Origin of the sequence: Stutzerimonas chloritidismutans (genome assembly GCF_051486945.1) — a bacterium.
In the GTDB taxonomy this organism is placed as follows: domain Bacteria; phylum Pseudomonadota; class Gammaproteobacteria; order Pseudomonadales; family Pseudomonadaceae; genus Stutzerimonas; species Stutzerimonas chloritidismutans_B.
Map to the genome: position 1 here is coordinate 887944 of NZ_JAHVDX010000001.1, position 23485 is coordinate 911428.

The window sequence follows — 23485 nt, forward strand, 5'->3', positions numbered from 1 at the left end:
AAAAATGAAAACGCCCCGCCATGGCGGGGCGTTGCCCGCGCAGTTTAAACGCAGGGCCAGTGGAATGGGCGACCCCGCGAAAATTCTCCGGACACCCTCTACGGGCTGTCAGGACAGCGAATGCTGACGATCCAGTTCGATCGCTTTGTCCAGTGTTTCCAGCAGCGCTTTGCGTACCTTCAGCTTGGTATTGCGGTGCGCCGTCATGTTGATCTTTTTCAACTGCTCCGCGGTGGCCCGTGCGACCGGCATCAGCTCGCCCGCTGGCACCACTCGGTCGAGAAAGCCTGCATCGACGGCACCCTGCGGGTCGAAGATCTCGCCGTTAATGACCGAGCGATGAAATGCCGACTTGCGCAGCCGGTCCCGCGCAAGCTCGATGCCTGCGTGGTGCATGGTCATGCCGATCTGGACTTCGTTCAGCCCGATGTTGAATGCGCCTTCCACTCCGATCCGATAGTCGGCGCTGAGCAGCAGGAACGCGCCCTTGGCAATCGCATGGCCTGTGCAGGCCACGATGATCGGAAATGGGTGGGCGAGCATGCGGCGGGTAAAGGTCGAGCCGGTCGCAACGAGCGAGATGGCGTTCTCCGCGCTCGAGGTCATTACCTTGAGGTCGTAACCGCCGGAAAGAATGCCGGGTTGCCCTGTGAGGATGACTACGGCGCGGTCCTGCTCGGCGCGGTCGAGCGCGGCATTGAGGGCATCGAACACGGCCGGCGACAACGCGTTGACCTTGCCGTTGCTGAGGGTCAGCGTGGCGATGCCATCGTCGAGTTCGTAGGAAACCAGTTCACTCATGGCGAGAATTCCTTGTTAGAAGTCGCCAGACGTTACCCAGCCAACCGAGTCAGGTAAAGCACGGCGACCGACCGCTCGGTCACGAAACAGGGCCTTTCGAAGGGAGAGCAAGCACTAGCGGATCGCGTCCGGTTCCGGTTCGAGTTCCAACACGGCAAGCAGCTCCGGGTGAAGAATGCCCTGCAACTGCGGATCGGAAACATACAACCCGAAGGAGCCATCGGACAGCCCGCTGCTGATCCGGTACGGCGTGCCTTCGGCATCGACGGTGAGCTGCGCCAGGTCCAGGTAGCGGGGCTCGCAAGGTTCCTTGGCCGCGTTGCGCAATACCACTACCTTGGGTCGCAGATGCAGTTGCGGGTGCTTCTCCAGCACCAGCGCCACCTCACCAGTGTGCAGCTCGACCAGCGTGCCCACGGGAAACACCCCGAGCCAGCGGATGAATTCGTGAACGAGCGCTTCGTCGAACTGCTGGTCCGCACCGCTACGCAGCACGTCGTAGGCAGCCTGGATCGGCCGCGCATTGTCGTAGGAGCGATGGCTAGTGATCGCATCGAAGGCGTCGACGATGGTGATCACCCGCGTGGTGAACGGAATCTGGTAACGGTCGAGACCGAGCGGATAACCACGCCCATCGAGCCGTTCATGATGACCGTGCGCCGCTTGGGCGGCAGCAGGTGGGATATCGGCCTGCGTGCATAGCGCCTGATAACCGAACGCCGGATGCTGCTTGATAAGAGTGAACTCTTCCTGGGTGAGCTTGCCCGGCTTGTTCAGGATCTGAGGATCGATCTTCATCTTGCCGACGTCGTGCAGCAGACCGGCGATGCCGAGCAGCTCGATCTTCTCGTCCGATAGCCCCAGGTGAGTCCCAAACCCCATCGCCAATATGGACACCGACAGGCAATGCAGGCTGGTGTAGACGTCTTGGGATTTCAATCGCGTCAGCCAGAGCATGGCGCTCTCGTTGCGCAGCATGCTTTCGAGGTTGCGCTTGACCAACTGCTGGCAGGCCTTGGTGTCGATTGCCCGCCCATGCTGCACATCGAGTAGGACCTGATCGAGCACCGTTACGCTGTCGTAATAGGCGGCACTGGCCTCCTGCACCTCGAGCGAGAGGGGGATGCGGTTTAGCCTGCGCTCGACCTTGAGCGGGGTCGCCGATGACACGATCACTTGCCCGTCGTCGACCAGCACGCGGCGGGTGTCATCGACGAAGACATAATCGCAGCGCTCGCGCACTGCCTGGATGTGTTCCAGTTTGAGCAGAGGAAAGCCTTGGAACAGGAAATCGGTCTGGCGCCACGGGCGGTCCAGCTCGCAGATAAACATGCCAAGCTCCAGATGGCTGACGTGCAGGCGCCGCTTGGTTGGAACCAGCACCGCATCTGGTCGCTTGCGCTTGCTTTTGAATAACTTCATCGAAGCCTTTCCCGGCTCTTCATATTCAGGTGTCGTCATCAGGCCGAACGGCGTACACCAACTTGACCTCAGAACCCTAGAACATGCAGAGGTTCCTTGGATACGCGCAATTAGCCAGTATTTAAACCGCCGCTTAACCGCATGAAAAAACTCAAAAAGTTTTTGCCATTGGCGAAGTGTTCGGCTACATTAGCGCGCCTCGACGGACTGACCTGTCCTCGAGATCCGGTGAGGTGTCCGAGCGGTTGAAGGAGCACGCCTGGAAAGTGTGTATACGGGAAACCGTATCGAGGGTTCGAATCCCTCCCTCACCGCCAGACCCCATACAAAGCCCCGCCATGCGGGGCTTTGTCGTTTCAGCAGTCCAACTTTCCTGTCGCCGGCATCATCTCTGCCGCTCAGTTGCCGCCCGATGCACCCAGCCCCGTTCCGCCTGGCCCTGCGTTCCCGTTACCGCCCGATGTTCCGATTCCACCCGCTGGTGCACCACCGGTCGAGCCGGCGTTTCCATTTGCACCATTGCGGGGAGCGGATTCGCCTGGTGTACCCGTCGTGGTCGAGATCCCGGGACCGGTCGTCGATTGGCCCGGACCAGTGGTCGTGATCGGCGGTTGCTGCGTGCCTCGCTGCACCGGATCGGGATCGCCCACTGGATCATTGCTCAGGCCTGGAGTTGGCTCCGACTGCGGGGCCGCGGCACGCGGGCCGATCGCCCGGTTCGGCCGTGCCGCTCCGGCAGCCGCTCCCTGCTCGCTCCCGGCGGCAGCCTCTGGCTCGCGGATGGCATTGATTTCACGCGCCGTTTCGCGCCGCTCGGCTTCCATTCGCTCCCCGATGCGTTCGCGTTCCTCTTGCAGGGTCAAGTTCCGCTCCTGCGCCAGCACTTGGCCGGTCAGCGCCAAGGGCGCCAGAAGCATGGGAATCAGCAGTCGGTTCATCTGCGTTGCCTCCATTTCTCGTGGCTTACATGACGATGGACACCCCGGCGGCGCAGGCGTGCGTAAGTCCTGTCGCGTTAACCATGGTCCACATATTGCTTCAGTTTTCGCGGAACGATGCTGATCCAAACTTGCGTGCCCAGCGTCGAACAGGCCCCTCGACTTCGCGGCCTGGCCTCCCGTACTGCTCGTTTCACCCGTTAAGCCATCAAGACGCGGGACGGCCCGATCGACGCCCGCGCCTACGACAACAAGGCCGCCATCATGTTCAAGCACAAGAAATTCAGGCAGGCGACAATGATTCTGATCGCCACGGCAGTGGTGCTGATCCTGCCCAATCTCAGCCGACTGATCAGCTGAACACCTTTACGTCAAGGAGAACCGGCATGCATCGAGTGTTGATCCTTTTCATGGCCCTCACCCACTGGGCCATGGCCGGGCAAATCGACCAGCCCGCAGCCTTGCAGGCTTTGCAGGAACCCGGCGTCGTGCTGATCGATGTACGGACCGAACAGGAGCACGCTCAGGGCGCCCTCCCCGGCTCCACTCGCATCGAGACCAGCGAACTGGCCGATCGTATTGCCAGCGTCGCACCCGACAAAGACACGCCGGTGGTGCTGTATTGCCGCAGCGGCACTCGCTCTTCGGCGGCGCAGGACAAGCTGCGAGCGATGGGTTACAGCCAGGTGTACAACGCCGGCGGGTACGACGATCTCAAGGACCTCGTCCCACCTCGCTGACGTCGCCGTCTGCTACAACGGTCCGCTTTCGAAGCGGCTGATCAGGGAACTAATGCGCGGCCATGACTACTGAAAAAGGAGTCATCGCCCTTGCCAGAAGACCCGGAGGCCTCGCTTGATGAATTGGGACCTGATGCTGAATGAACAGCTCTGGATGAACATCGCCATCGTTCTTGGCATCACCGTTGTCAGCTACCTGGTCATGCAGGCTGTGCTGCGCATCATCACCAATCGGCTGCGCAAGCTTTCGAAAGGCTCGACCACCGGCTTTGCCAGTATCGCGGCGGAAATGCTCAGCCGCACCAGCCATATCCTGCTGATCGCTCTTTCCCTGCTCATCGCGCTCAAGGTCGTGCAGCTGCCCGCTCGCTGGGAACTGGCGATGGCACACGGCTGGTTCATCGCGCTGGCGTTCCAGATTGCCCTGTGGCTGGACACTGCCGCTCGCCTATGGATGGAAAGCCTGACCCGGGACGGCAAGACGCGGAACCCGGTCACCACGACCATCATCGGCATCATGATCCGCATCGTTATCTGGACGATGATGCTGCTCTCGATTCTGGCCAACCTTGGGGTCGACATCACGGCCATGGTCGCCAGCCTCGGTGTTGGCGGTATCGCCATTGCGCTGGCCGTGCAGACGCTGCTCAGCGATATCTTCGCTTCGCTCTCGATTGGTGTGGACAAGCCCTTCGAGATCGGGGATTTCGTCGTCTTTGGTTCGGTCGCTGGCAACATCGAGCACATCGGCTTGAAAACCACCCGAATCCGCGCCCTGAGCGGTGAGCAAGTGGTGTGCTCCAACGCCGACCTGCTCAAGCAGATCCTGCACAACTACAAGCGCATGAACACCCGGCGGATCGTGTTCAAGTTCGGCATCACCTACAACACGCCAAGCGACAAGGTGCGCGAAGTTGCCGCCCTGGTAAAACGCATCATCGACGGCATCGAAAATGCCAACTTCGACCGTGCGCATTTCCTGGCTTTCGACGACAGCCAACTGACCTTCGAGGTCGTCTACATCATGCAAGTGTCGGACTACAACGCGTACATGGATGCCCAGCAGGAAATCAACCTGAAGCTGCTCGATGGCATTCGCGAGATGGGCGTGCAGTTTGCCTTCCCCACGCGCAGTGTCGAATTCATCGGTGGCAGCTTCCCGGAATTGAACGTCGCCGGCGTGCCGAAACAAGGCCCGGCTGCCAACCAGCAAGGCGCCGACGCCCGGCTACAGCCCAACGCCTGACATCAAGCGGTGCCTGGCACCGCCGACTGGTCAGTGTGACTGGATGCGCTTGTGCGCCTCGATCAGCTGCGGCACCACGCCTGGGTCTGCGAGGGTCGACACATCGCCAAGCGCATCGAAATCATCCGTCGCGATCTTGCGCAGAATGCGCCGCATGATCTTGCCCGAGCGTGTTTTGGGTAGCCCGGGCGCCCACTGGATCACATCCGGTACGGCAATCGGCCCAATCTCACGACGCACCCACTGTTGCAGCTCCTGACGCAATTGATCGGTGGGCTCCTCCCCGGCAACCAGCGTGACATAGACGTAAATGCCCTGCCCCTTCAACGGATGCGGCACCCCGACGACTGCAGCCTCGGCCACCTTGCGATGCGCAACCATCGCGCTTTCGATCTCAGCGGTGCCCATGCGATGGCCCGATACATTGAGTACGTCATCCACACGCCCGGTGATCCAGTAATAACCATCCTCGTCCCGGCGCGCGCCGTCACCGGTGAAATACATGCCGCGGAATGTCTTGAAGTAGGTATCGACGAAGCGGTCGTGGTCGCGGTAGATGGTGCGCATCTGCCCGGGCCACGAATCGAGAATCACAAGGTTACCTTCGGTCGCGCCTTCAAGCAGGTTGCCGAGGTTGTCGACCAGGCCCGCCACTACCCCAAAGAACGGCCGGGCTGCCGAACCGGGCTTAAGTGCTGTCGCACCGGGAAGCGGGCTGATAAGGATGCCGCCAGTCTCGGTCTGCCACCAGGTATCGACGATCGGGCAGCGCGATTTGCCAACCGTCTCGTAATACCAGTGCCAGGCCTCAGGATTGATCGGCTCGCCCACCGAGCCCAGCAATCGCAGGCTGGAGCCATCGGCGCCCTGCATCGCCGCAACGCCTTCGGCCATCATCGAGCGGATTGCGGTCGGTGCGGTGTAAAGCACATTGACCTTGTGCTTATCGATAATCTGGGCGACCCGAGTGACGTCAGGATGATTCGGCACACCCTCGTACATCAGCGTTGTCGCGCCATTGGCTAGCGGCCCGTACACCAGATAGCTGTGGCCGGTGATCCAGCCGACGTCGGCGGTACACCAGTAAACCTCGCCGGCCCGGTAGTCGAAGACTCGCTCGTGGGTAAGCGCGGCATACAGCAGATAGCCGCCACAGGTATGCAACACGCCCTTGGGTTTGCCCGTGGAGCCGGACGTATAGAGGATGAACAGCGGCTCCTCGGCACCCATCTCTTTCGGCGCGCAGACATCACCCGCAACGTGCATCAGCTCGTCGTACCAGATGTCGCGATGCGGGTTCCACTTGATCGCGTTGCCGGTGCGCCGGACCACGATGATCTTCTGAACGCAGTTTGTCTGCGGGTTCGTCAGTGCCTCGTCGACGTTGGCCTTTAGCGGAACCACCTTGCCGCCACGCAGGCCCTCGTCGGCCGTGATCACCACCTTCGAGCTGCCATCGATGATGCGCCCGGCCAGCGCCTCGGGGGAAAACCCACCGAAAACCACCGAATGGATTGCGCCGATGCGGGCGCACGCCAGCATCGCCACTGCCACTTCAGGAATCATCGGCATGTAGATCGTCACCACGTCGCCGCGGTGCACATCTTGTCCGCGCAAGGCGTTGGCGAACTTGCTGACCTCATGGTGGAGCTCGCGGTAAGTGATCCGCCGGTGCTCAGCGGGATCATCGCCCTCCCAGATGATCGCAACGTCATCACCGCGCTTTTCGAGATGACGGTCCAGGCAATTGGCCGAGACATTCAGCGTGCCGTCGGCGAACCACTTGATATCGACATGGTGGTCATCGAAGGAGGTCTGCTTGACGCGAGTGAAGGGCTTGATCCAGTCGAGTCGCGCCGCCTGCTCGCGCCAGAAGCCGTCAGGGTTGACCACTGACTGCTGGTACATGGCCTTGTAGGTGGCCTCGTCGGTCAGCGACCGTTCGGCGACTTGCGGGTTCACGGGATACAGGGACGCAGCGCTCATGGCAGTACCTCACTCGTCGGTCTCGTTATCTTTCGAATAACCCCTGTCCTACAGGCGAACCATACGAATCCAAACCAAGCGCCTGGCAGACTTCATCTTCGAGCTACGCGGGGCCAAAGTGTTCCACCGGGCAATACCGGCCTTCTGCAAGCATAGACCTGTTCGGCCAGGCGTACTTCTCGGCTGACGGCTGTCTCAGCTTCATCGCCCCTCCAGGAATGTCCAATGCCCGCCCCGTCGAATACCCTGTTTCGCCAATTCAAGCGGATCACGGAAAGCATCGCCTTCTACCCGGTGATCATTACGGCCGTCTATGCATTGATTGCCGCCGCGGTGCTGACCTTGGAGAACAGCTCGATGGCTGCCCCGGTCAGCGAGCGGCTACCGGCGGGCCTGCGCGATCCTGATACCGGTCGCGAGATTCTCGGCACGCTGGTAACCAGCATTGTCTCGCTGACCGTATTCAGCTTCTCGATGGTCATGGTGGTACTCAATGGCGCCGCGGCCCGCCTGACACCCCGCGTACTGCCTGGCTTGATCAGTGACACACGCAACAGGGTCATACTCGGCATCTATCTGGGCAGTACGCTGTATTACCTGTTGTTGATCAGCGTGATCGATACCAAAGACTCGACCAGCATCCCCTCTGTAGGCGTGGCCCTTGCCGTACTGATGGGCATCTTCAACCTGGCGATGTTCGTCGTGTTCATCCGCTCGGTGTCGCAGTCGATCCAGGTCGACTGGGTGTTGAACCAGCTTTACCAAGGCGCCTACGCCAACCTGGAGAAGCGTAAAAAGCGGCTCTCAGATGCGGGGCCCTTTCCGGATGCAGCAGGTTGGTGGTGTCTCCCGGCCTCGCGCCCCGGCTACTTACGCGCTGTGAACGAGCGACGGCTGGGCGAGTTGCTGAGCAAGCGCGGCCTGGTCGCAGTGATCCAGGTAGAGCCCGGCTTCTTTCTCGTCGAAGGCCATCCGCTGATTCGGTTCAGCGAGCCCCTCGACGAGCATGAACAGGCCTGGGCGACCGATTGTTTCGACTTCCACAACAACGAGTTCGCCAGTGCCAATGTGTCCTACGGCATGCGGCAAATGGCGGAAATCGCGGTTAAAGCCATCAGCCCCGCCATCAACGACCCCGGCACGGCGATGCGAGCGGTGAATCTCATCAGCGTTCTGCTGCAGCGAATCGGGGGCGTGCCGCCCTACGACGTTGGCTGTTTCGATGAGGGCGTGCCGCGCCTTTTCTATCCGCAACTGGCTATGCCACGCATGCTGGAGACGGTTATCGCGCCTATTCGGGTGTACGCCAGCCAGGATCCGCTGGTGATCATCACGCTGCTGCAGTGCATGAAGAATGCGCTGCACGACAGCCCGAGCGACGAGCAAATCGAGGCAATCCACGAAGAAATAAGGGCGCTGCGCGACCAGGCGGACGCTGAAGTCGCAAACTGGCGGGACCGGCAGGCGGTGAACGATGCAATCGATCGATTACTCAGGCTCGAAGGACGCAAGCATCCGGCCGTCACGTTTTTACCCGTCGAGAACGAAAGGTTGGGCTGAAACCCACGCGCCGCCAACGGAGGCGGCGCGGTTTGCAGGGCCTGTCAGTTACCAGCGTTTGCAGCTTCCGCGGCCTTGATCAGGTCCGGGCCAATCTCGGCCTCGTATTTCTTCCAGGCTGGGCGCACCGCGTCGCGCCAGGCGTTGCGCTGCTCTTCGGTCAGCACAAGGATTTCGCTCTTGCCGGTGTCGAGAATGTCCTGACGGGCCTTGTCGTTGAGCGCCTGCGCCTGACGATTCACCTCGGTGGTGACTTCATTCGATGATCGCCTCGAGCTCGGCGCGCACCGGTGCAGGCAGACCGTTCCAGAACTGCGTGTTGGTGATCAGCAGGTAGTTTCCGATGCCGTGATTGGACTCGGTCATGTACTTCTGCACTTCGAAGTAACGCTGGCTGTAGATGTTCGACCAGGGGTTGTCCTGCGCATTGACCACGCCGGTCTGCAGCCCTTGGTAAATCTCAGCGAAGGCCATCTTGCGCGGCACGGCACGCAACGCGGTGTACTGCGCCGCCTGCAGGTCCGATGGCTGCACGCGGAACTTCAACCCCCGCGCGTCGCCAGGCTCGCGCAGCGGCTTGTTGGCGGTGAACTGGCGCATGCCGTTGAGCCAGTAAGCCAAGCCGGTGATGCCTTTGTCCTCCATTGACCTGAGCATCGCCTTGCCCTTGTCCGATTGCTGAAAGCGCTGGGCTGCGGCGACGTCATCGAACAGGAACATCAGGTCGAACAACTGCAGCTGCTTGGTGTACTGCTCGAGTTTGGAGGGCGCTGGGGCAAGCATCTGAACCTCGTTGAGCAACAGCGCTTCCATCTCCTTACCGTCACCGTATAACGAGGAGTTGGCGTACACCTCTACCTTCACCTTGTCGGGCATTCGCTCCTCTACCAGCCTTTTGAACAGCAGGGCGCCCTGCCCTTTTGGCGTGGTGTCAGCCGTGATGTGCGAAAACTTGATGAGGATGGGCTCAGCCGGCTGTTGCTCAGCTTGCGCGCTGAACACGGCGCACAGGGCCGACGCGGCCAGTAAACGGGTAACGCTGCGCAGAAAAAGTCGTGCCATGGGAAAGCTCCGTCTTGTAGTTGTGGTGAGCTGGGTACGGTCTGGACTCTACGCGGCGTGATTTGGGCCTGAAATTCATATTTGACCAAGCGAGGCTTCGCCCGACGCGAAGGCACCGCGCTGCAGGTCGCAGTATCACCCCTTCCCTTCGCGGCTGGTGAGGTGCTCAAGCATCTGTCGGGCCGTCACCGACAAGGCATCGAGGTTGCGCACGCCGAGCTTCAATTCGCGCTGCGCCCAGGGGTCGGTCAGCGGGATCATCGCCACGTCCAGCACCGGCAGGTAGTTACGCACGACCTGCTCAGGCAGCACACCGATGCCCATGCCGGTATGGATCATCCGGCAGATCGCCTCGAAGCTGCGCACCTGGATACGCAGGCGCAGGGGCGTGCCGAGCTGCAACGCGGACTGGTGCAGCAACGCGTGCAACGAGGCGTCTTGCTGCAGCCCGATGAAGTCGTAGCCGACCGCTTCGCGCAGCGCCAGCGCCGACTGCCCAGCCAGCGCATGACCGCGCGGAGTCACGAGCACAAGCTGGTCCTGCCGATAGCTGAACACTTGAAGATCGTCCGCGGCCATGTGCCCGGCGAAGATACCGATATCGGTGAGCCCTTCACGCAGCGCCCTCAACGTGTCGCTGCTGACACGTTCCTCGAGGTCAATCTTCACCTCGGGATGGCGCCTGGCAAAGCTGCTCAGGTCCTCGGGCAGGAACTCGATCACGGCCGAGGTGTTGGCGTGGATGCGCACGTGGCCTTTGACGCCCTGGCTGAACTCACTGAGGTCCGCGTCCAGCTGTTGGAGACTGTCGAGCAGATTGCGAGCGTGGTGCAGCAGCGCGTGGCCGGCTGGTGTCAGCTCCACGCCCTTGGGTTGGCGATAAAGCAGGCTGACCCCGAGCTGCCCTTCAAGATCACTGACGCGCTTGCTGACGGCCGCCAGCGCCAGATGCTCGCGCTCCGCAGCGCGCGTCAGGCTGCGCTCGTCGGCAATCGCCGCGAACAGCCGCAAGGTGACGAAATCGATCCGGCGCATCTGGCTAACCCTGTTCGTGACTGGCGAAGCGCCAACCATAAACCGCCTTGATCGTGGCGGCATCAGGATTCTGCCTTCGCAGTACGCGAAGGCTTGCTTGGTCATCGGATAATTGTTCACTGCCGCGCGCTGAGTCATCCTGCGCCTACAGAGCTACCGGCACAGGTGTTGTGATGAACCAGAAGAACGAAGACAGCATGCCGCTGCATGGCCTCAAGGTCATCGAGATGGGCCAGCTGATCGCCGGCCCCTTTGCCAGCAAGATGCTCGGCGAGTTTGGCGCACAGGTGATCAAAATCGAGCCGCCGGGCGTCGGCGACCCGCTGCGCAAGTGGCGCAAGCTCAAGAACGGGACCTCGCTTTGGTGGCACGTGCAGTCACGCAACAAGCAGTCCGTCACGCTCGACCTCAAGGCGCCCGAGGGCCAGGACATCGTCCGCAAGCTGGTCGCCGACGCCGACGTACTGGTCGAGAACTTCCGCCCCGGCACGCTCGAGGGCTGGGGGCTGGGCTGGGAGGAACTGTCGCGCATCAATCCGCGGCTGATCATGCTGCGCATTTCGGGTTACGGCCAAACCGGCCCTTACCGTGACCTACCGGGTTTCGGCGTGATCGGCGAAGCCATGGGTGGCCTGCGCCACTTGTCTGGCTACCCGGGCCAGCCGCCGGTGCGGGTCGGCGTGAGCATCGGCGACTCGCTTTCGTCTCTCCACGGCGTGATCGGCGTATTGCTTGCGCTTCAAGAGCGCCAGCGCAGCGGCCGAGGCCAGGAGATCGACGTGGCGCTCTACGAATCGGTCTTCGCCATGATGGAAAGCCTCGTGCCGGAGTATGACGCCTTCGGCTACATCCGCGAGCCGGCAGGCAGCGCGCTGCCAGGCATCACACCGTCCAATTCATACCTGTGTAACGACGGCGCCTACGTCCTTATCGCGGGCAATGGCGACAGCATCTATCGGCGCCTGATGCACCTCATCGGCCGGCAAGACCTTGCCGACGACCCCCGTTTCGCCCACAACGACGGCCGCGCCCAGCACGCCGAACTGATCGATGCCGCCATTGGCGAGTGGACGGTCAAGCACAGCCGCGACCAGGTCATCGAGGCACTGAAAGGCGCCCGTGTACCGGCGGGATATCCCTACAACGCGGCCGACATCGTGAAAGACCCCCACTATCTCGCGCGACAGATGATCGAGCAGGTGGAGACCAGCGCCGGGCCGCTGAAAGTGCCGGGCGTGTTGCCCAAGCTCAGCCGCACGCCGGGACGTATCGGCGAAGGCGGCCCGCAACTGGGCGAGCACACCGACGATGTGCTGGCCGGCCTCGGCCTGACCGAGGACCAGGTTCGCGGCCTACGCGAGCGCGGCATCGTCTGAACCCAAGGCTTAGCCCGGAGACACCATGACCCAACGCCTTTACATCCAGGACGTCGCCACGCGCGATGGCTTCCAGATCGAACCGACCTTCGTCCCCACCGAGGAGAAGATCGCCCTGGTCGACCGCCTTTCCGAAACGGGCCTGGCGAAGATCGAGGTCACCTCGTTCACATCGCCAAAGGCCATCCCCAACCTGCGTGATGCCGAAGATGTGATGCGCGGTATCCGCCGCGTCCCGGGCGTCGAATACACCGTATTGGTGCCCAATGTGAGAGGCTGCGAGCGGGCGCTGGCGTGCCAGGTCGACGAGATCAACCTGGTGATGTCGGCCAGCGATACCCACGGTTTGGCCAACCTGCGCATGACCCCCGAGCAGTCGCTCGAACAGTTCGAGGCGATCATCGAGGTTACCCGCGGGACCTCCGTATTCATCAACGCCTCACTGTCGACCACCTTCGGCTGCCCGTTCGAAGGCGCGGTGCCGCAGGCACGCGTGCATGAACTGGTACAACGCCTGCTGGACATCGGCGTGCAGGGCGTGACGCTCTGCGACACCACCGGCATGGCCGACCCGGCGCAGGTCGAGCGCCTCTGCAGCGACCTGCTCGCGCGCCATCCAAAGGTCGTCTTCACCGCGCACTTCCACAATACCCGTGGCATGGGGCTCGCCAATGCGCTGGCTGCGCTGAAAGCCGGCATCGACCGCTTCGACGCCTCGCTCGGCGGCCTCGGCGGCTGCCCCTACGCACCCGGCGCCAGCGGCAACATCTGCACCGAGGATCTGGTGCACATGTTCGAGCGCATGGGGCTGAACACAGGCGTCGATCTGCATCGGCTGCTCGCCTGCGCGGCCAGCCTGCCCGACCTGCTCGGCCACGACGTGCCGGGCGCCATCCTCAAGGCCGGCACCTCGGATCGACGCTACCCCAAGCCGAAGTGGATGGACGGCTCAGTTTGAGGCTAGGGTGCGGGGCCGAGTCCTTCGCACCGGTTGCGGGATGAGGCGTACTCACGCCTATCGCTCGGCAAGCGCCAGCCGTGCGCCCAGCGCGGCGAAAGCGACCGCAAAGCTGCGTCGCAACCACGCCAAGGCTCGTGGTGAACCGATTACCCGCTCGCGCAACCGTCCGGCAAGCAGGCCGTAGATAACGAACACAACGAAGGTCATCGCCATGAACACGCCACCCAGCGTCAGCATCTGAACGGTCGCTCCGCCCGCATGCGGGTCAACGAACTGCGGCAGAAAGGCGAGAAAGAAGATCGATAGCTTAGGGTTGAGGATATTGATCGGCAGCCCGCGCAACGCCACTCGCCAGAGCGCGCCGCTTCCTGCGACAGGGCCCGCTAGAGCACCCATATCGCGCCACATGGTCCAGGCGAGATACAGCAGGTAGGCGACGCCAAAGAACTTCACCACCTGAAATGCCACTGCGCTGAGATGCAGCACGAGCGCCAGGCCAAGCAGGCTGGCGCCCAGTGCCGGCAATATGCCAAGCGTGCAGCCCAGCGCCGCGAAGAAGCTGGCGCGGCGCCCCAGCATTAGCCCGACCGACACTGTGTACAGCACGCCCGTACCGGGAATGAGCACGACGATCAGTGCGGTCAGCAGAAATTCAGGGTTTGGCATCGGCGAACCTCGCTCAAAGGGGGCCAAGCAAGCCTAGACCATATGTATGTACTGAAACGTACCGGTTTCGGTGCACATTCCGCGCTGTCGCAACGCCGGCAAAACTGACCATTCAGGTCAGTTCGTCAGCCTACAGACAAAGCCAGCCTCGCCGCGTGAACAGCCCGCTTCGTTAACCGCTTCGCCTTCTTGAAACCCGCCCCACGCCTTACGTCACAAAACCGACTCATCCCTATCGATACGCCAAACAAGTGGCGCACCGCTTGCTGCTGCCGGGCAGCCTTGATCAAAAAACAACAGGAGCTTCTGCATGGACCACGCTAAAGGCCGGCCTTATGCACCCGGTAGGCTGACAGTTCGAACGCTGCTCGGCCTGGCCCTTTGCACCCCAGCCTGGGGCACGCCTTTGCCACCGCCCGAGCTGATGCCGGAAATCCAGCAGGAGTTCGTCCGCCTGTACGAGCTGCCCGATTCGCTGCTGCGCCTGCAAGTCGAACCGGCGCTCGAGATCTTCCCGGAATATCGCAGCACGCTCGTACAGTACCTCGGTCAGGAGGCCAGTCCTGAACGCCAGGCGCTGCTGGCCAGCATCGCCAAGGCCAGTGAGCAGGAACGTATCGCCTGGTTCCAGACGCCTCGGGGTCGCGGGCTCATAGCCGCCGGAACCGTGGTGACGGCCGCCGCGCTGGTGGCCCGCCGCCACTCTGACGACGACCGGCCAGCTCCCGTGGAAAACGCCCGGCCTGCTCCGCTGCCCGAGCCAGAACCCACGCCAGCACCGACACCCGACCCTGCACCTACGCCAACGCCAACGCCAACGCCAACGCCTGAGCCTGAGCCACAACCAACGCCGACCCCAGACCCAGCCCCCGAACCGGATCCTACGCCCGAACCGGAACCGGCACCCGAGCCGCCTCGGGTCGCCGTCCCGGAAGATTTTCGGACGGCCGAATTCAACCGCGCCAACCATCTTTCGATCCTTGGGGCCGACCATGCCTACGCGCGTGGTGCCACAGGCGAAGGGATAATCGTCGCCGTGAAGGACACGGGCGTCGATATCGACGCCCCCGAGCTACGCAACCAGATCGCCCCCGGTGGCGACTACGTTACCGATGGGGGCGAACGGATGTCCGACACCGGCACCCACGGTACGGCTGTGGCCAAGGCCCTGGCCGCGGAGAAGAACGAGTCGGCCGGGCATGGCGTGGCCTATGACGCCAAGCTACTGCCGATCCGGGTATTGGGTAGTGGCGCGCTGAGCGACCGCGACCAGGTCGCCCGGGAAATCCAGTACGGCGCGCGCGTTTCAAACAACAGCTGGAGCCTGACCCGCGCCGGCGGCGGAACCTCTCGCATCGAGGACAATGCCGACGGCGGGGCCTGGGTACGCGATCACTTCGGCCCGATCTACCAGCAAGGTGTCGATGCCGGCATCGTCTACGTGTGGGCGGCGGGTAACAGCGCCGACAGCCAGCCCAGCTCACTCGCCGCACTGCCCGTGCTGGTGCCGGGGCTGCAAGGCCAGTGGTTGGCCGTGGTCGCGGTCGACAACCTCGGCACGTCGGCGGGCAACATCTCCAGCTACTCGAACCGCTGCGGCGATGCCGCGGCCTGGTGCATCGCCGCGCCCGGGCAGGTCGTTGTCGATGTCGGCGCAGACGGCCAACCGCAGTGGGTCGCGGGCACCTCCATCGCCGCACCGCAGGTCAGCGGCGGGGTCGCCCTGCTGATGGACCGGTTTCCAACGCTCAGTGCCGAGCAGATCGTCCAGCGCTTGCTCGTGTCGGCCAGCAAGACCGGGCCCTACTCCAATCAGGCAGTCTACGGCCAGGGCTTGATGGACCTGAACGCTGCCACGCAGCCGATCGGCGCGTTAATGATCGAAACCAGCAGCGGGAGGATCGTGCCCTTCAGTACGAGCGTGCTGAGCGAAAGCTCGGCGATGGGCAGCGCCATCCGCGACTCGCTCGCCAAGGTCAGCCTGGTCCTCAAGGACAGCCTGGATGCACCGTTCATCTACAGCGGCACCGTTCTCAGCGGCAACACCCAGGCCGACCGCACCCGCATCGACACAGACGGCTACCTCGCGCGTTTCGACCAGGAATACCGCGTGCAATCGTTGGCCACCGAGGGTGGCCTGCGCCTGGATTTCACGGCGGGTAGCGAAGGCAGCGGGCTCGCGGCACTCGGCGAAGTCCAGGCGTGGCAGCCGCTGGGTCCCGACCTTTCGATGACCGCCAGCTTCAACACCGATCCCTCCTGGAACCAAGGCCTCGCGACCCTGGCACCGTCACTTAAATACGCCAGCCTTACGCGTGCACTGGGCAACCCCTACCTGAGTCTGGATGAACGCGCGAGTGGCGCCGGCATGCATTGGCAACTCGGCAGCCGCTGGCATGGCGGCGTGCAGGTTCAGGCCGGCGAGGCGCCGCATTTTGCCGAGCGCAAGGGATCCGACCTGCAACAGAGCGTGCAGACCGAATGGGGCTACGTCGCACCGTCTGGGCTGGCCGCCAGCGTACAGGTGGGCGTACTGAATGAAGAGAACCGGCTGCTCGGTACGCAAAGCGATGGCCTGTTGAGCAACGGGCAGGCACGAACCCTGTTCAGCGGCCTGAACCTGGCGTTGCCGTTGAATGAAGACTGGCAGCTCTACGGGCGTTACAACCACGGGCAGACGCGGCTCGCTGGCTCCGGCTGGATGCAGGCCGGCCGTTTGAACAGCGACAGCTTCACGCTGGGCGTCATCGGTCGACCGGCCACTGGCTGGCAGCTCGGCGCGCTCGCCTACCAACCCCTGCGGATGAAGGACGGCACGCTCTCGACAACGCTACCGACCGGCATCAATCCCGATAACAGCGTCAGCTGGAAACGGGTCGACCTGAACCTGGACGCGAGCGGCCGGCACATGGAATACGAGATGTTCTTCCGCTACGACGTGCCGGTCTGGGCGATCACCTTCAAGGGCAGCCTGCTGCGCATCGAGGACTACAACAACGAAGCGGGCAACGACGACCTGATGCTGATGATCAACGCCGGCATGACGTACTAACGGCCCCGCCGGATGCCACCGGGCCCCAGCTCGGCGACATCCGGCGAAACCGACCTCAAGGCCTGTTCGCGGCCTCGGCCGCCTTGATCAGATCGGCGCCGATTTCGTTTTCGAACTTCGTCCATACCGGGCGCATCGCCTCACGCCATTCGGCGCGCTGTGCCGGGGTCAGCTGGATGATCTCACTCTTGCCGGAATCGGCGATGGCGCGCTTGGCCTTCTGGTTGAGCTCGTCGGCCTGGCGGTTCACCTCCACCGTCACCTCGGCCATGATCTGTTCCAGCTCGCTGCGGACATCCTCGGGCAAGCCACGCCAGAACTGGGTATTGGTGATCACCATGTAATCGATCAGGCCATGGTCGGACTCGGTGATGTACTTTTGCACCTCATGCACCTTCTGGCTTTCGTAATTGGACCAGGTGTTCTCGGTGCCATTGACCACGCCGGTCTGCAGGCCCTGATAGACCTCGGCAAAGCTCATCTTGCGTGGGTTGGCACGCACGGCTTTGAACTGCTCTTCGAGCACCTGCGAAGCCTGCACACGAAACTTCAGCCCGCGCGCATCCTTGGGTTCGCGCAGTGGCTTGTTGGCCGACATTTGCTTGGTGCCGTTGTGCCAATAGGCCAGGCCAGTGATGTTCTTGCCCTCCATGGACGTCAGCAGCGCCTTGCCCTGCGGGCTGCTCTGGAAGCGATCGGCGGCAGCCAGATCATCGAACAGGAACGGCAGGTCGAAGATCTGGATTGGCTTGGCGTACTGTTCGAACTTGGCTAACGAGGGTGCCAACAGCTGGACATCGCCGATCAGCAACGCCTCCATTTCCTTGCCGTCACCGAACAGCGACGAGTTCGGATAGACCTCGACCCTCACCTTACCCGGCAGGCGCTCCTCGGCAAGCTTCTTGAACAGCAGGGCGCCCTGCCCCTTTGGCGTATTGTCCGCCACGACGTGAGAGAACTTGATGGTGATCGGCTCCGCTTGCGCGAAGCCTGCGAGAGTGAACGACAGCGCGCAGGCGAGCGCCTTGAGTTTGTTGCTCAGCATGGAAGTACCCCTTTTGTTGTTGTCGGTTGGTACGTTTCGCGGGCGTTGCGACGGTCAGGGGACCGCTTGCCCCGCACGTTGGAGCAGGCGGCGGGCCCGGCCGACGACAGGCGCATCGACCATCTGCCCATCCACCACGAAGACCCCATCACCGGATGCACCGGCCGCGAGGACGCGTTGCGCCCAGGCCAGTTCATCGACGCTGGGCATCAGCGTTTCGTGCACCACAGCGACCTGGCTGGGGTGAATGCACAGCAACCCGCCGAAGCCCATGTCGCGGGCGTCGGCGGCGAACCGGGCAAGGCCAGGGAGGTCCTTGATGTCGGGAAATACGCTGTCGAGCGGCGGAGCCAGCCCGGCAAGCCTGGACTGCAGCAGCAGCGCATAGCGCGCCTGGTCGAGGATGCGTTCGGCTGCGGCAGTGCCGCTGGACAATCCCAGATCGAGCCCAAGGTCCAGCGAGCCGAAGGACAGCCGCTCGACGCCGGGCGCCTGGGCAATTTCGGCAAGGTTGGCCAGCCCGCGTGCGCTTTCCACGATCGGCCACACCGGCCTGCCGCAGGCTGCGGCCAGGGCGACCTGCACGGCGCTTTCGACTTTGGGCAGCAACACACCGGCGACTCCGGAATGGCGGGCGCAAAGCGCCAGGTCCGCGGCCTGTTCGGCATGCGTCGGTGCGTTGATGCGCACCAGAACGCGAGCCTCCGGCGTGGCAGCCAGGAAGGCGTCAAGGTTGCCTCGAGCCTCGGCCTTGAGATGCTCCGCGACTGCGTCCTCAAGGTCGACGATGACCGCGTCAGCGCCCGCCGCCAGCGCCTTGGGAATGCGCTCCGGGCGGCTCGCCGGAACGAACAACGCAGTGCGGATTATGCGAGTCATAGACGTACCTTTTCAGATGGGTTCGTAGGGCGCAGGCAACCCACCACCATTGCCACGGCGGGACGCACCGTCATGAGCGGGACCATGCAGTGCGGGATGCGCTGAGCCTCCGACCCCACAGGGTGCGGCTGCCCTACCAAGGCCTTCATACCGCGCCCTGCTCATGCAGACGCTGAATATCGGCCGGCGCGTAACCCAGTTCCGCGAGCAACGTGTCGGTGTGCTGACCGAGCGCCGGGATCGGATCCATGCGTGGCGTAAACGCGGCGTTGCGACCAGGGGGCAACAAGGCCGGCACGCGTCCTGACGGGCTGTCCACTTCGCTCCAGCGCCCGCGCGCCTTCAACTGCGGGTGTGCCCAAACACCCGCCATGTCGTTGACGTGTGCATTGGCGATCGAGGCCGCCTCCAGGCGCTCGATCACCTGCTCGGCCGTCAGCTGGGCAAAGGTCTCGACGATGATGGCGCGGAGTTCGGCGCGGTTTTCCGAACGTCTCGCGTTCGTTGAAAAGCGATCATCCCCCGCCAGCGCCGGCTGCAGCAGGACCTTCTCACAGAACAGCCGCCACTCCCGCTCGTTCTGCAATCCCAGCATGACGGTGCCGCCATCGCCTGCGGGAAACGGCCCGTACGGGTAGATGGTGGAATGCGCGGCGCCCGCGCGCGGGGGCGGCGGCGCACCCTCGTAGGCGTAATACATGGGGTAGCCCATCCACTCGACCAGGCTTTCGAGCATGGAGACGTCGACGCGGCTACCCTCGCCCGTTTTGTCGCGCAACATCAGCGCCGAGAGCACGCCGGTGTAGGCGTACATGCCGGCGGCGATGTCGGCGATGGAACACCCGGCCTTGGCCATCTCGTTCTCGCCCGGCCCGCCAGTCACCGACAGGAAGCCGCCTTCGCTCTGGATCAGGAGGTCGTAGGCCTTCTTTTGCTCGTAGGGGCCACCTTCGCCATAGCCGGAGATGTCACAGACGATCAGCCGGGGGAATCGCTCGTGCAACGCCTCGAACGACAGCCCCATGCGCGCGGCGGCGCCCGGCGCGAGGTTCTGCACCAGCACGTCGGCGCGCGCCAGCAGCGCATCGAGCACGTCGCCGGCCTCGGGCGCCTTGAGGTCCAGCGCGACGCTTTCCTTTGAGCGATTGGTCCAGACGAAATGCGACGCCAGGCCGCTTACCCGTTCGTCATAGCCGCGTGCGAAATCGCCCACGCCCGGGCGCTCGACTTTGATCACGCGCGCCCCGAGATCGGCCAACTGACGAGTGCAGAACGGCGCGGCGATGGCGTGCTCAAGGCTGACCACGGTGATGCCGTCGAGGGGGCGGGGTTGGGCTTGGGTGTCGGTCATGTTCGGTTCCTGCAAATTCGGCGTAGGGTGGAAAACGGCAACGCCTTTTCCACGCGTCTGTTCCAGCCCCTGGGGACTCTGGCGTCACTCTGGTGGATGAGGCTTCGCCGTCATCCACCCTACGATTCTTGCCGTTTAGTAGGAGCGAGCTTGCTCGCGATCAGCGAGGACAGGCTTCGCGAGCAAGCTCGCTCCTACAGGTTCTGTATTGCCTAGGCTCACGCGATAACGCCAAGATCATCTGTTTCGCGCAACCGCCAGACCGTGTCGATCAGCACGCCCGCCTCGTCATCGCTGCGCGCCGCGGAGAACTGCACCAGGCGGCGAAATTTGTCCTCCAGCTCGGCGCGGCTCAGCGTGTTGCCCGGGTCGCCCTTCGGCTCGTCGATGGCGCCGTGCAGCGTGCGGCCATCAGCGGTGATCACTTCGACGCGACCGAGCCAGCGTGCCGGGTAGGCGCCATCCACCTCGGGATCGAGCGTCATCGAGACCTTCTCGCGGAACTGGCCGACGCGCGGGTCGCTGAGCGCATGGCTGTGGAATTCGGTCAGGCCGGCCTTGCCGTACAGGGCGATCAGCCCCAGCACGGTGCCCATGGAAAACTTCGCCTGATGCACCGTTTGCGGCTCCGTCACACGGCCCAGCACGTCGATCGCGCCCTGGTGCACACGGGTGGTGATCGAGGCGATGTCATCGGCCCCGAGCCCTTCGCGCTGCATCAACTCGAGCAGTGCATCGGCCGCCGGGTGCGTGTGGCGGCAGGAGGCGTGGAATTTGAACGAGGTTTCGGCCAGCGCCCAGCGCATGCCGAGGCGGTCGGACAGCCTGCTCGGGTCGGCATCACTGGACATACCGGCGGCCATGCCCTGCTCGCCTTCAAGGATGTCCTGCGCGCCGGTCAGCCCGTCACGCGTCAGATAGGCGGCGAGCAACCCATCGGCAGCCGCCTTGGCGGTGTGCAGCTGCTTGGAATCCGCCGCGTCACGGAGAAACTCCCAAAGCCCGGCCGCCTGCGTACCCGCATTACCGTGCAGGTGAGTGAACTGCCGCTGATCGAAGTCCATCAGCTTGCCGACCGCCACGGCTGCGGCCAGCGTGCCGACCGTCGCCGTGGTGTGAAAGATGCGGTAGTGCGAGCGGCCAAGGAATTCGCCGATACGGATGCCCGCCTCGTAGCCGGCGACCGATGCCAGCAAGAGGTCGCGACCAGACTTGCCCAGGTGTTGCGCCGCCGCCAGCGCCGCCGGGAAGACCACGGTAGCCGGGTGCAGCACCGAGCTGTTGTGCAGGTCATCCTGCTCGACCAGATGCGAGCTGGCGGCGTTGATCAGCGCGGCGAAATAGGCCGAGCTGCCGCGACGATTGACCAAAATGCGTGACGGACCGTCCGCCGGGCCCATCGTCTGTGCGTAGCGTTCGAACAAGGGAATGGGGTGCGCGCCGTGGCTGGCGAGGGCCGAGCCGAGCCAGTCGAGAAACAGGTCTTCGGTGCGGGCCAGCACCGCGTCAGGAATCTGCTCGTAACGCAGCCCGGCGAGGAATTCGGTGAGCGCGCGGGTGTGTTGGCTCATGCGGGAAGCTCCAGCGGGTTCGACAGTTCGATGAGGTTGTGGTCAGGGTCGCGCAGATACACCGAGCGGATCAGGCCGGTCGCCCCGGTGCGCTTGACCGGGCCTTCGACGATGGCGACCTGCTGCACTTCAAGATGCGCGATCACCTGCTCCAGCGGCGTGGCGACGATAAAGCACAGGTCAGCCGAACCCGGCGTCGGCCGCGCGGCCTTGGGCTCGAATTCGCGGCCGGCCTGGTGCAGGTTGATTTTCTGGTTGCCGAAGGCCAGCGCCTTGCGGCCCTCGCCGAAGGTCACCGCCTGCATGCCGAGCACGCGGGTATAAAAGTCGACCGTTGCGTCGAGGTCGGCGACGGTGAGGACCAGATGGTCGAGGTGGCTGATATTCATGACGCACGTCCCTCTTTCGTAGGGTGGAAATCGCGAAGCATTTCCACGACCTGTGTCGCCTGTTCGATACGCGTGGAAAAGACCTACGGTCGTTTCCACCCTACGGTCCTGTTGCTTACCTGTAGGAGCGAGCTTGCTCGCGAAGCCGTCCTTGCACCTCGTTCGCGAGCAAGCTCGCTCCTACAATCGCCCTCAAAAACTGCGCGGCAGCTCGAGCAGGTGCTCGGCCACGTACGACAGGATCAGGTTGGTGGAGATGGGCGCGACCTGGTACAGCCGGGTCTCGCGGAATTTGCGTTCGACGTCGTATTCATTGGCGAAACCAAAACCGCCGTGGGTCTGCAGACAGGCGTTGGCAGCCTCCCAACTGGCCTTGGCCGCCAGGTACTTGGCCATGTTGGCCGCGGCTCCGGCGTTGCGCCCGCTGTCGTATTCCTCACAGGCGCGCCAGCGCATCAGGTCGGCCGCTTCCACCTCGATATGCGCCTCGGCAATGGGAAACTGCACCCCCTGGTTCTGCCCGATGGGCCGGCCGAACACGACGCGATCGCGCGCGTACTGCGCGGATTTCTCGATGAACCAGCGACCGTCGCCGATGCACTCGGCGGCGATCAGCGTGCGCTCAGCATTCAGGCCGTCGAGGATATAGCGAAAGCCCTTGCCCTCCTCGCCGATCAGGCTGCTGGCGGGAATTTCCAGGTTGTCGAAGAACAGCTCATTGGTCTCGTGATTGACCATGTTGGCGATCGGCTGGACGGTCAGGCCGTTGCCGATGGCCTCGCGCAGGTCGACGAGAAATATCGACATGCCCTCGGACTTTTTCTTTACCTCGGCGAGCGGCGTGGTGCGCGCCAGGAGGATCATCAGGTCCGAATGCTGGATGCGCGAGATCCACACCTTCTGGCCATTGATGACGTACTTGTCGCCCTGCTTCACCGCCGTGGTCTTGATTTTCGTCGTGTCGGTGCCGGTGGTCGGCTCAGTCACGCCCATGGACTGCAGGCGCAGCTCGCCGCTGGCGAGCTTGGGCAGGTAGTAGCGCTTTTGCTCCTCGCTGCCGTTTCTGAGCAAGGTGAACATGTTGTACATCTGCCCGTGGATGGTCCCGGAGTTGCCGCCGCAGCGGTTCACTTCCTCGAGGATCACCGAGGCCTCGGCCAGACCCAGCCCCGAGCCGCCGAATGCTTCTGGAATCATCGCTGAGAGCCAGCCGGCCTCGGTCATCGCCTTGACGAAGGCTTCCGGGAAGCCCTTCTCCTCGTCGAGCTTGCGCCAGTAGTCGGCGGGGAATTCGGCGCAGAGGGCGCGCACGCCTTCGCGGATGAAGTTCAGTTCTTCGGTCTTGTTCGGTTTCATCTCGGTTCCTTAGAAAAACGGGCGATGGTGTGTAGGCTCGACCTTCCCC

The 23485-nt window shown here is 63.2% G+C and carries 18 protein-coding genes, 1 tRNA gene and 1 pseudogene; 7 read left to right on the plus strand and 13 right to left on the minus strand.

The features are described from left to right. Window positions 1-108 precede the first annotated feature (108 nt). Both KXR72_RS03920 and KXR72_RS03925 read right to left on the minus strand, forming a co-directional pair. A complete protein-coding gene (locus KXR72_RS03920) occupies window positions 109-801 on the minus strand; it encodes a crotonase/enoyl-CoA hydratase family protein (RefSeq protein ID WP_437419792.1) in 693 nt (230 codons plus the stop codon). 114 nt (window positions 802-915) lie between these two features. Next, a complete protein-coding gene (locus tag KXR72_RS03925) occupies window positions 916-2223 on the minus strand; it encodes an HD-GYP domain-containing protein (RefSeq protein ID WP_437419793.1) in 1308 nt (435 codons plus the stop codon). Between the two features lie 227 nt (window positions 2224-2450). Here KXR72_RS03925 and KXR72_RS03930 point away from each other — a divergent pair. Then, window positions 2451-2540 (plus strand) — tRNA-Ser (locus tag KXR72_RS03930). A gap of 81 nt (window positions 2541-2621) precedes the next feature. Here KXR72_RS03930 and KXR72_RS03935 read toward each other — a convergent pair. Next, a complete protein-coding gene (locus tag KXR72_RS03935; protein WP_437419794.1) occupies window positions 2622-3161 on the minus strand; it encodes a hypothetical protein in 540 nt (179 codons plus the stop codon). Window positions 3162-3547: 386 nt separating this feature from the next. On the opposite strand from KXR72_RS03935, the gene KXR72_RS03940 reads away from it, so the two are divergent. Both KXR72_RS03940 and KXR72_RS03945 read left to right on the plus strand, forming a co-directional pair. Then, the gene (locus KXR72_RS03940; RefSeq protein ID WP_437419795.1) at window positions 3548-3901 is read left to right on the plus strand and encodes a rhodanese-like domain-containing protein; all 354 of its coding nucleotides are present in this window, start codon (window positions 3548-3550) and stop codon (window positions 3899-3901) included. A 118-nt stretch (window positions 3902-4019) separates the two neighbouring features. Then, entirely contained in the window at window positions 4020-5147 is a 1128-nt protein-coding gene (locus KXR72_RS03945) for a mechanosensitive ion channel family protein (protein WP_437419796.1), read from the plus strand. A gap of 30 nt (window positions 5148-5177) precedes the next feature. Here the strand turns inward: KXR72_RS03945 and acs are convergent, their stop codons facing one another. Next, window positions 5178-7133 (minus strand): acetate--CoA ligase, encoded by a 1956-nt coding sequence (gene acs / locus KXR72_RS03950; RefSeq protein ID WP_437419797.1) that lies wholly within the window; start codon window positions 7131-7133, stop codon window positions 5178-5180. Window positions 7134-7358: 225 nt separating this feature from the next. Here acs and KXR72_RS03955 point away from each other — a divergent pair, with 225 nt between their 5' ends. Next, window positions 7359-8693, plus strand: coding sequence for a DUF2254 domain-containing protein (locus tag KXR72_RS03955; protein WP_437419798.1), 1335 nt, complete (start codon window positions 7359-7361; stop codon window positions 8691-8693). A gap of 44 nt (window positions 8694-8737) precedes the next feature. Here the strand turns inward: KXR72_RS03955 and KXR72_RS03960 are convergent. Together KXR72_RS03960 and KXR72_RS03965 are read right to left on the minus strand one after the other, a co-directional pair. Then, window positions 8738-9755, minus strand: a pseudogene (locus tag KXR72_RS03960) (DctP family TRAP transporter solute-binding subunit). A gap of 135 nt (window positions 9756-9890) precedes the next feature. Further along, a complete protein-coding gene (locus tag KXR72_RS03965) occupies window positions 9891-10790 on the minus strand; it encodes a LysR family transcriptional regulator (RefSeq protein ID WP_437419799.1) in 900 nt (299 codons plus the stop codon). A gap of 173 nt (window positions 10791-10963) precedes the next feature. On the opposite strand from KXR72_RS03965, the gene KXR72_RS03970 reads away from it, so the two are divergent. Beyond that, window positions 10964-12166: a CaiB/BaiF CoA transferase family protein gene (locus KXR72_RS03970; RefSeq protein ID WP_437419800.1), complete on the plus strand. Its 1203-nt coding sequence runs from the start codon at window positions 10964-10966 to the stop codon at window positions 12164-12166. Window positions 12167-12191: 25 nt separating this feature from the next. Further along, complete coding sequence (locus KXR72_RS03975; RefSeq protein ID WP_437419801.1) at window positions 12192-13124, plus strand: hydroxymethylglutaryl-CoA lyase; 933 nt, start codon at window positions 12192-12194, stop codon at window positions 13122-13124. A gap of 57 nt (window positions 13125-13181) precedes the next feature. On the opposite strand, the gene KXR72_RS03980 is transcribed toward KXR72_RS03975, so the two are convergent. Then, complete coding sequence (locus tag KXR72_RS03980; protein ID WP_437419802.1) at window positions 13182-13793, minus strand: LysE family translocator; 612 nt, start codon at window positions 13791-13793, stop codon at window positions 13182-13184. Window positions 13794-14103: 310 nt separating this feature from the next. Here KXR72_RS03980 and KXR72_RS03985 point away from each other — a divergent pair, with 310 nt between their 5' ends. Further along, complete coding sequence (locus KXR72_RS03985; RefSeq protein WP_437419803.1) at window positions 14104-16845, plus strand: S8 family peptidase; 2742 nt, start codon at window positions 14104-14106, stop codon at window positions 16843-16845. 55 nt (window positions 16846-16900) lie between these two features. Here the strand turns inward: KXR72_RS03985 and KXR72_RS03990 are convergent, their stop codons facing one another. The 6 genes from KXR72_RS03990 to KXR72_RS04015 form a co-directional block, all read right to left on the minus strand. Next, complete coding sequence (locus KXR72_RS03990; RefSeq protein ID WP_437419804.1) at window positions 16901-17890, minus strand: TRAP transporter substrate-binding protein; 990 nt, start codon at window positions 17888-17890, stop codon at window positions 16901-16903. 54 nt (window positions 17891-17944) lie between these two features. Then, window positions 17945-18769, minus strand: coding sequence for an HpcH/HpaI aldolase/citrate lyase family protein (locus tag KXR72_RS03995; RefSeq protein WP_437419805.1), 825 nt, complete (start codon window positions 18767-18769; stop codon window positions 17945-17947). 145 nt (window positions 18770-18914) lie between these two features. Then, window positions 18915-20120, minus strand: coding sequence for a CaiB/BaiF CoA transferase family protein (locus KXR72_RS04000; RefSeq protein WP_437419806.1), 1206 nt, complete (start codon window positions 20118-20120; stop codon window positions 18915-18917). Between the two features lie 218 nt (window positions 20121-20338). Continuing rightward, window positions 20339-21691 carry an MmgE/PrpD family protein gene (locus tag KXR72_RS04005; RefSeq protein WP_437419807.1) on the minus strand — a complete coding sequence of 451 codons (1353 nt, stop codon included), beginning with the start codon at window positions 21689-21691 and terminating at the stop codon, window positions 20339-20341. Then, complete coding sequence (locus KXR72_RS04010) at window positions 21688-22080, minus strand: VOC family protein (protein WP_437419808.1); 393 nt, start codon at window positions 22078-22080, stop codon at window positions 21688-21690. Before KXR72_RS04010 ends, KXR72_RS04005 begins: the two co-directional genes overlap by 4 nt. A gap of 192 nt (window positions 22081-22272) precedes the next feature. Next, window positions 22273-23436, minus strand: coding sequence for an acyl-CoA dehydrogenase family protein (locus KXR72_RS04015; RefSeq protein ID WP_437419809.1), 1164 nt, complete (start codon window positions 23434-23436; stop codon window positions 22273-22275). Window positions 23437-23485 lie beyond the last annotated feature (49 nt).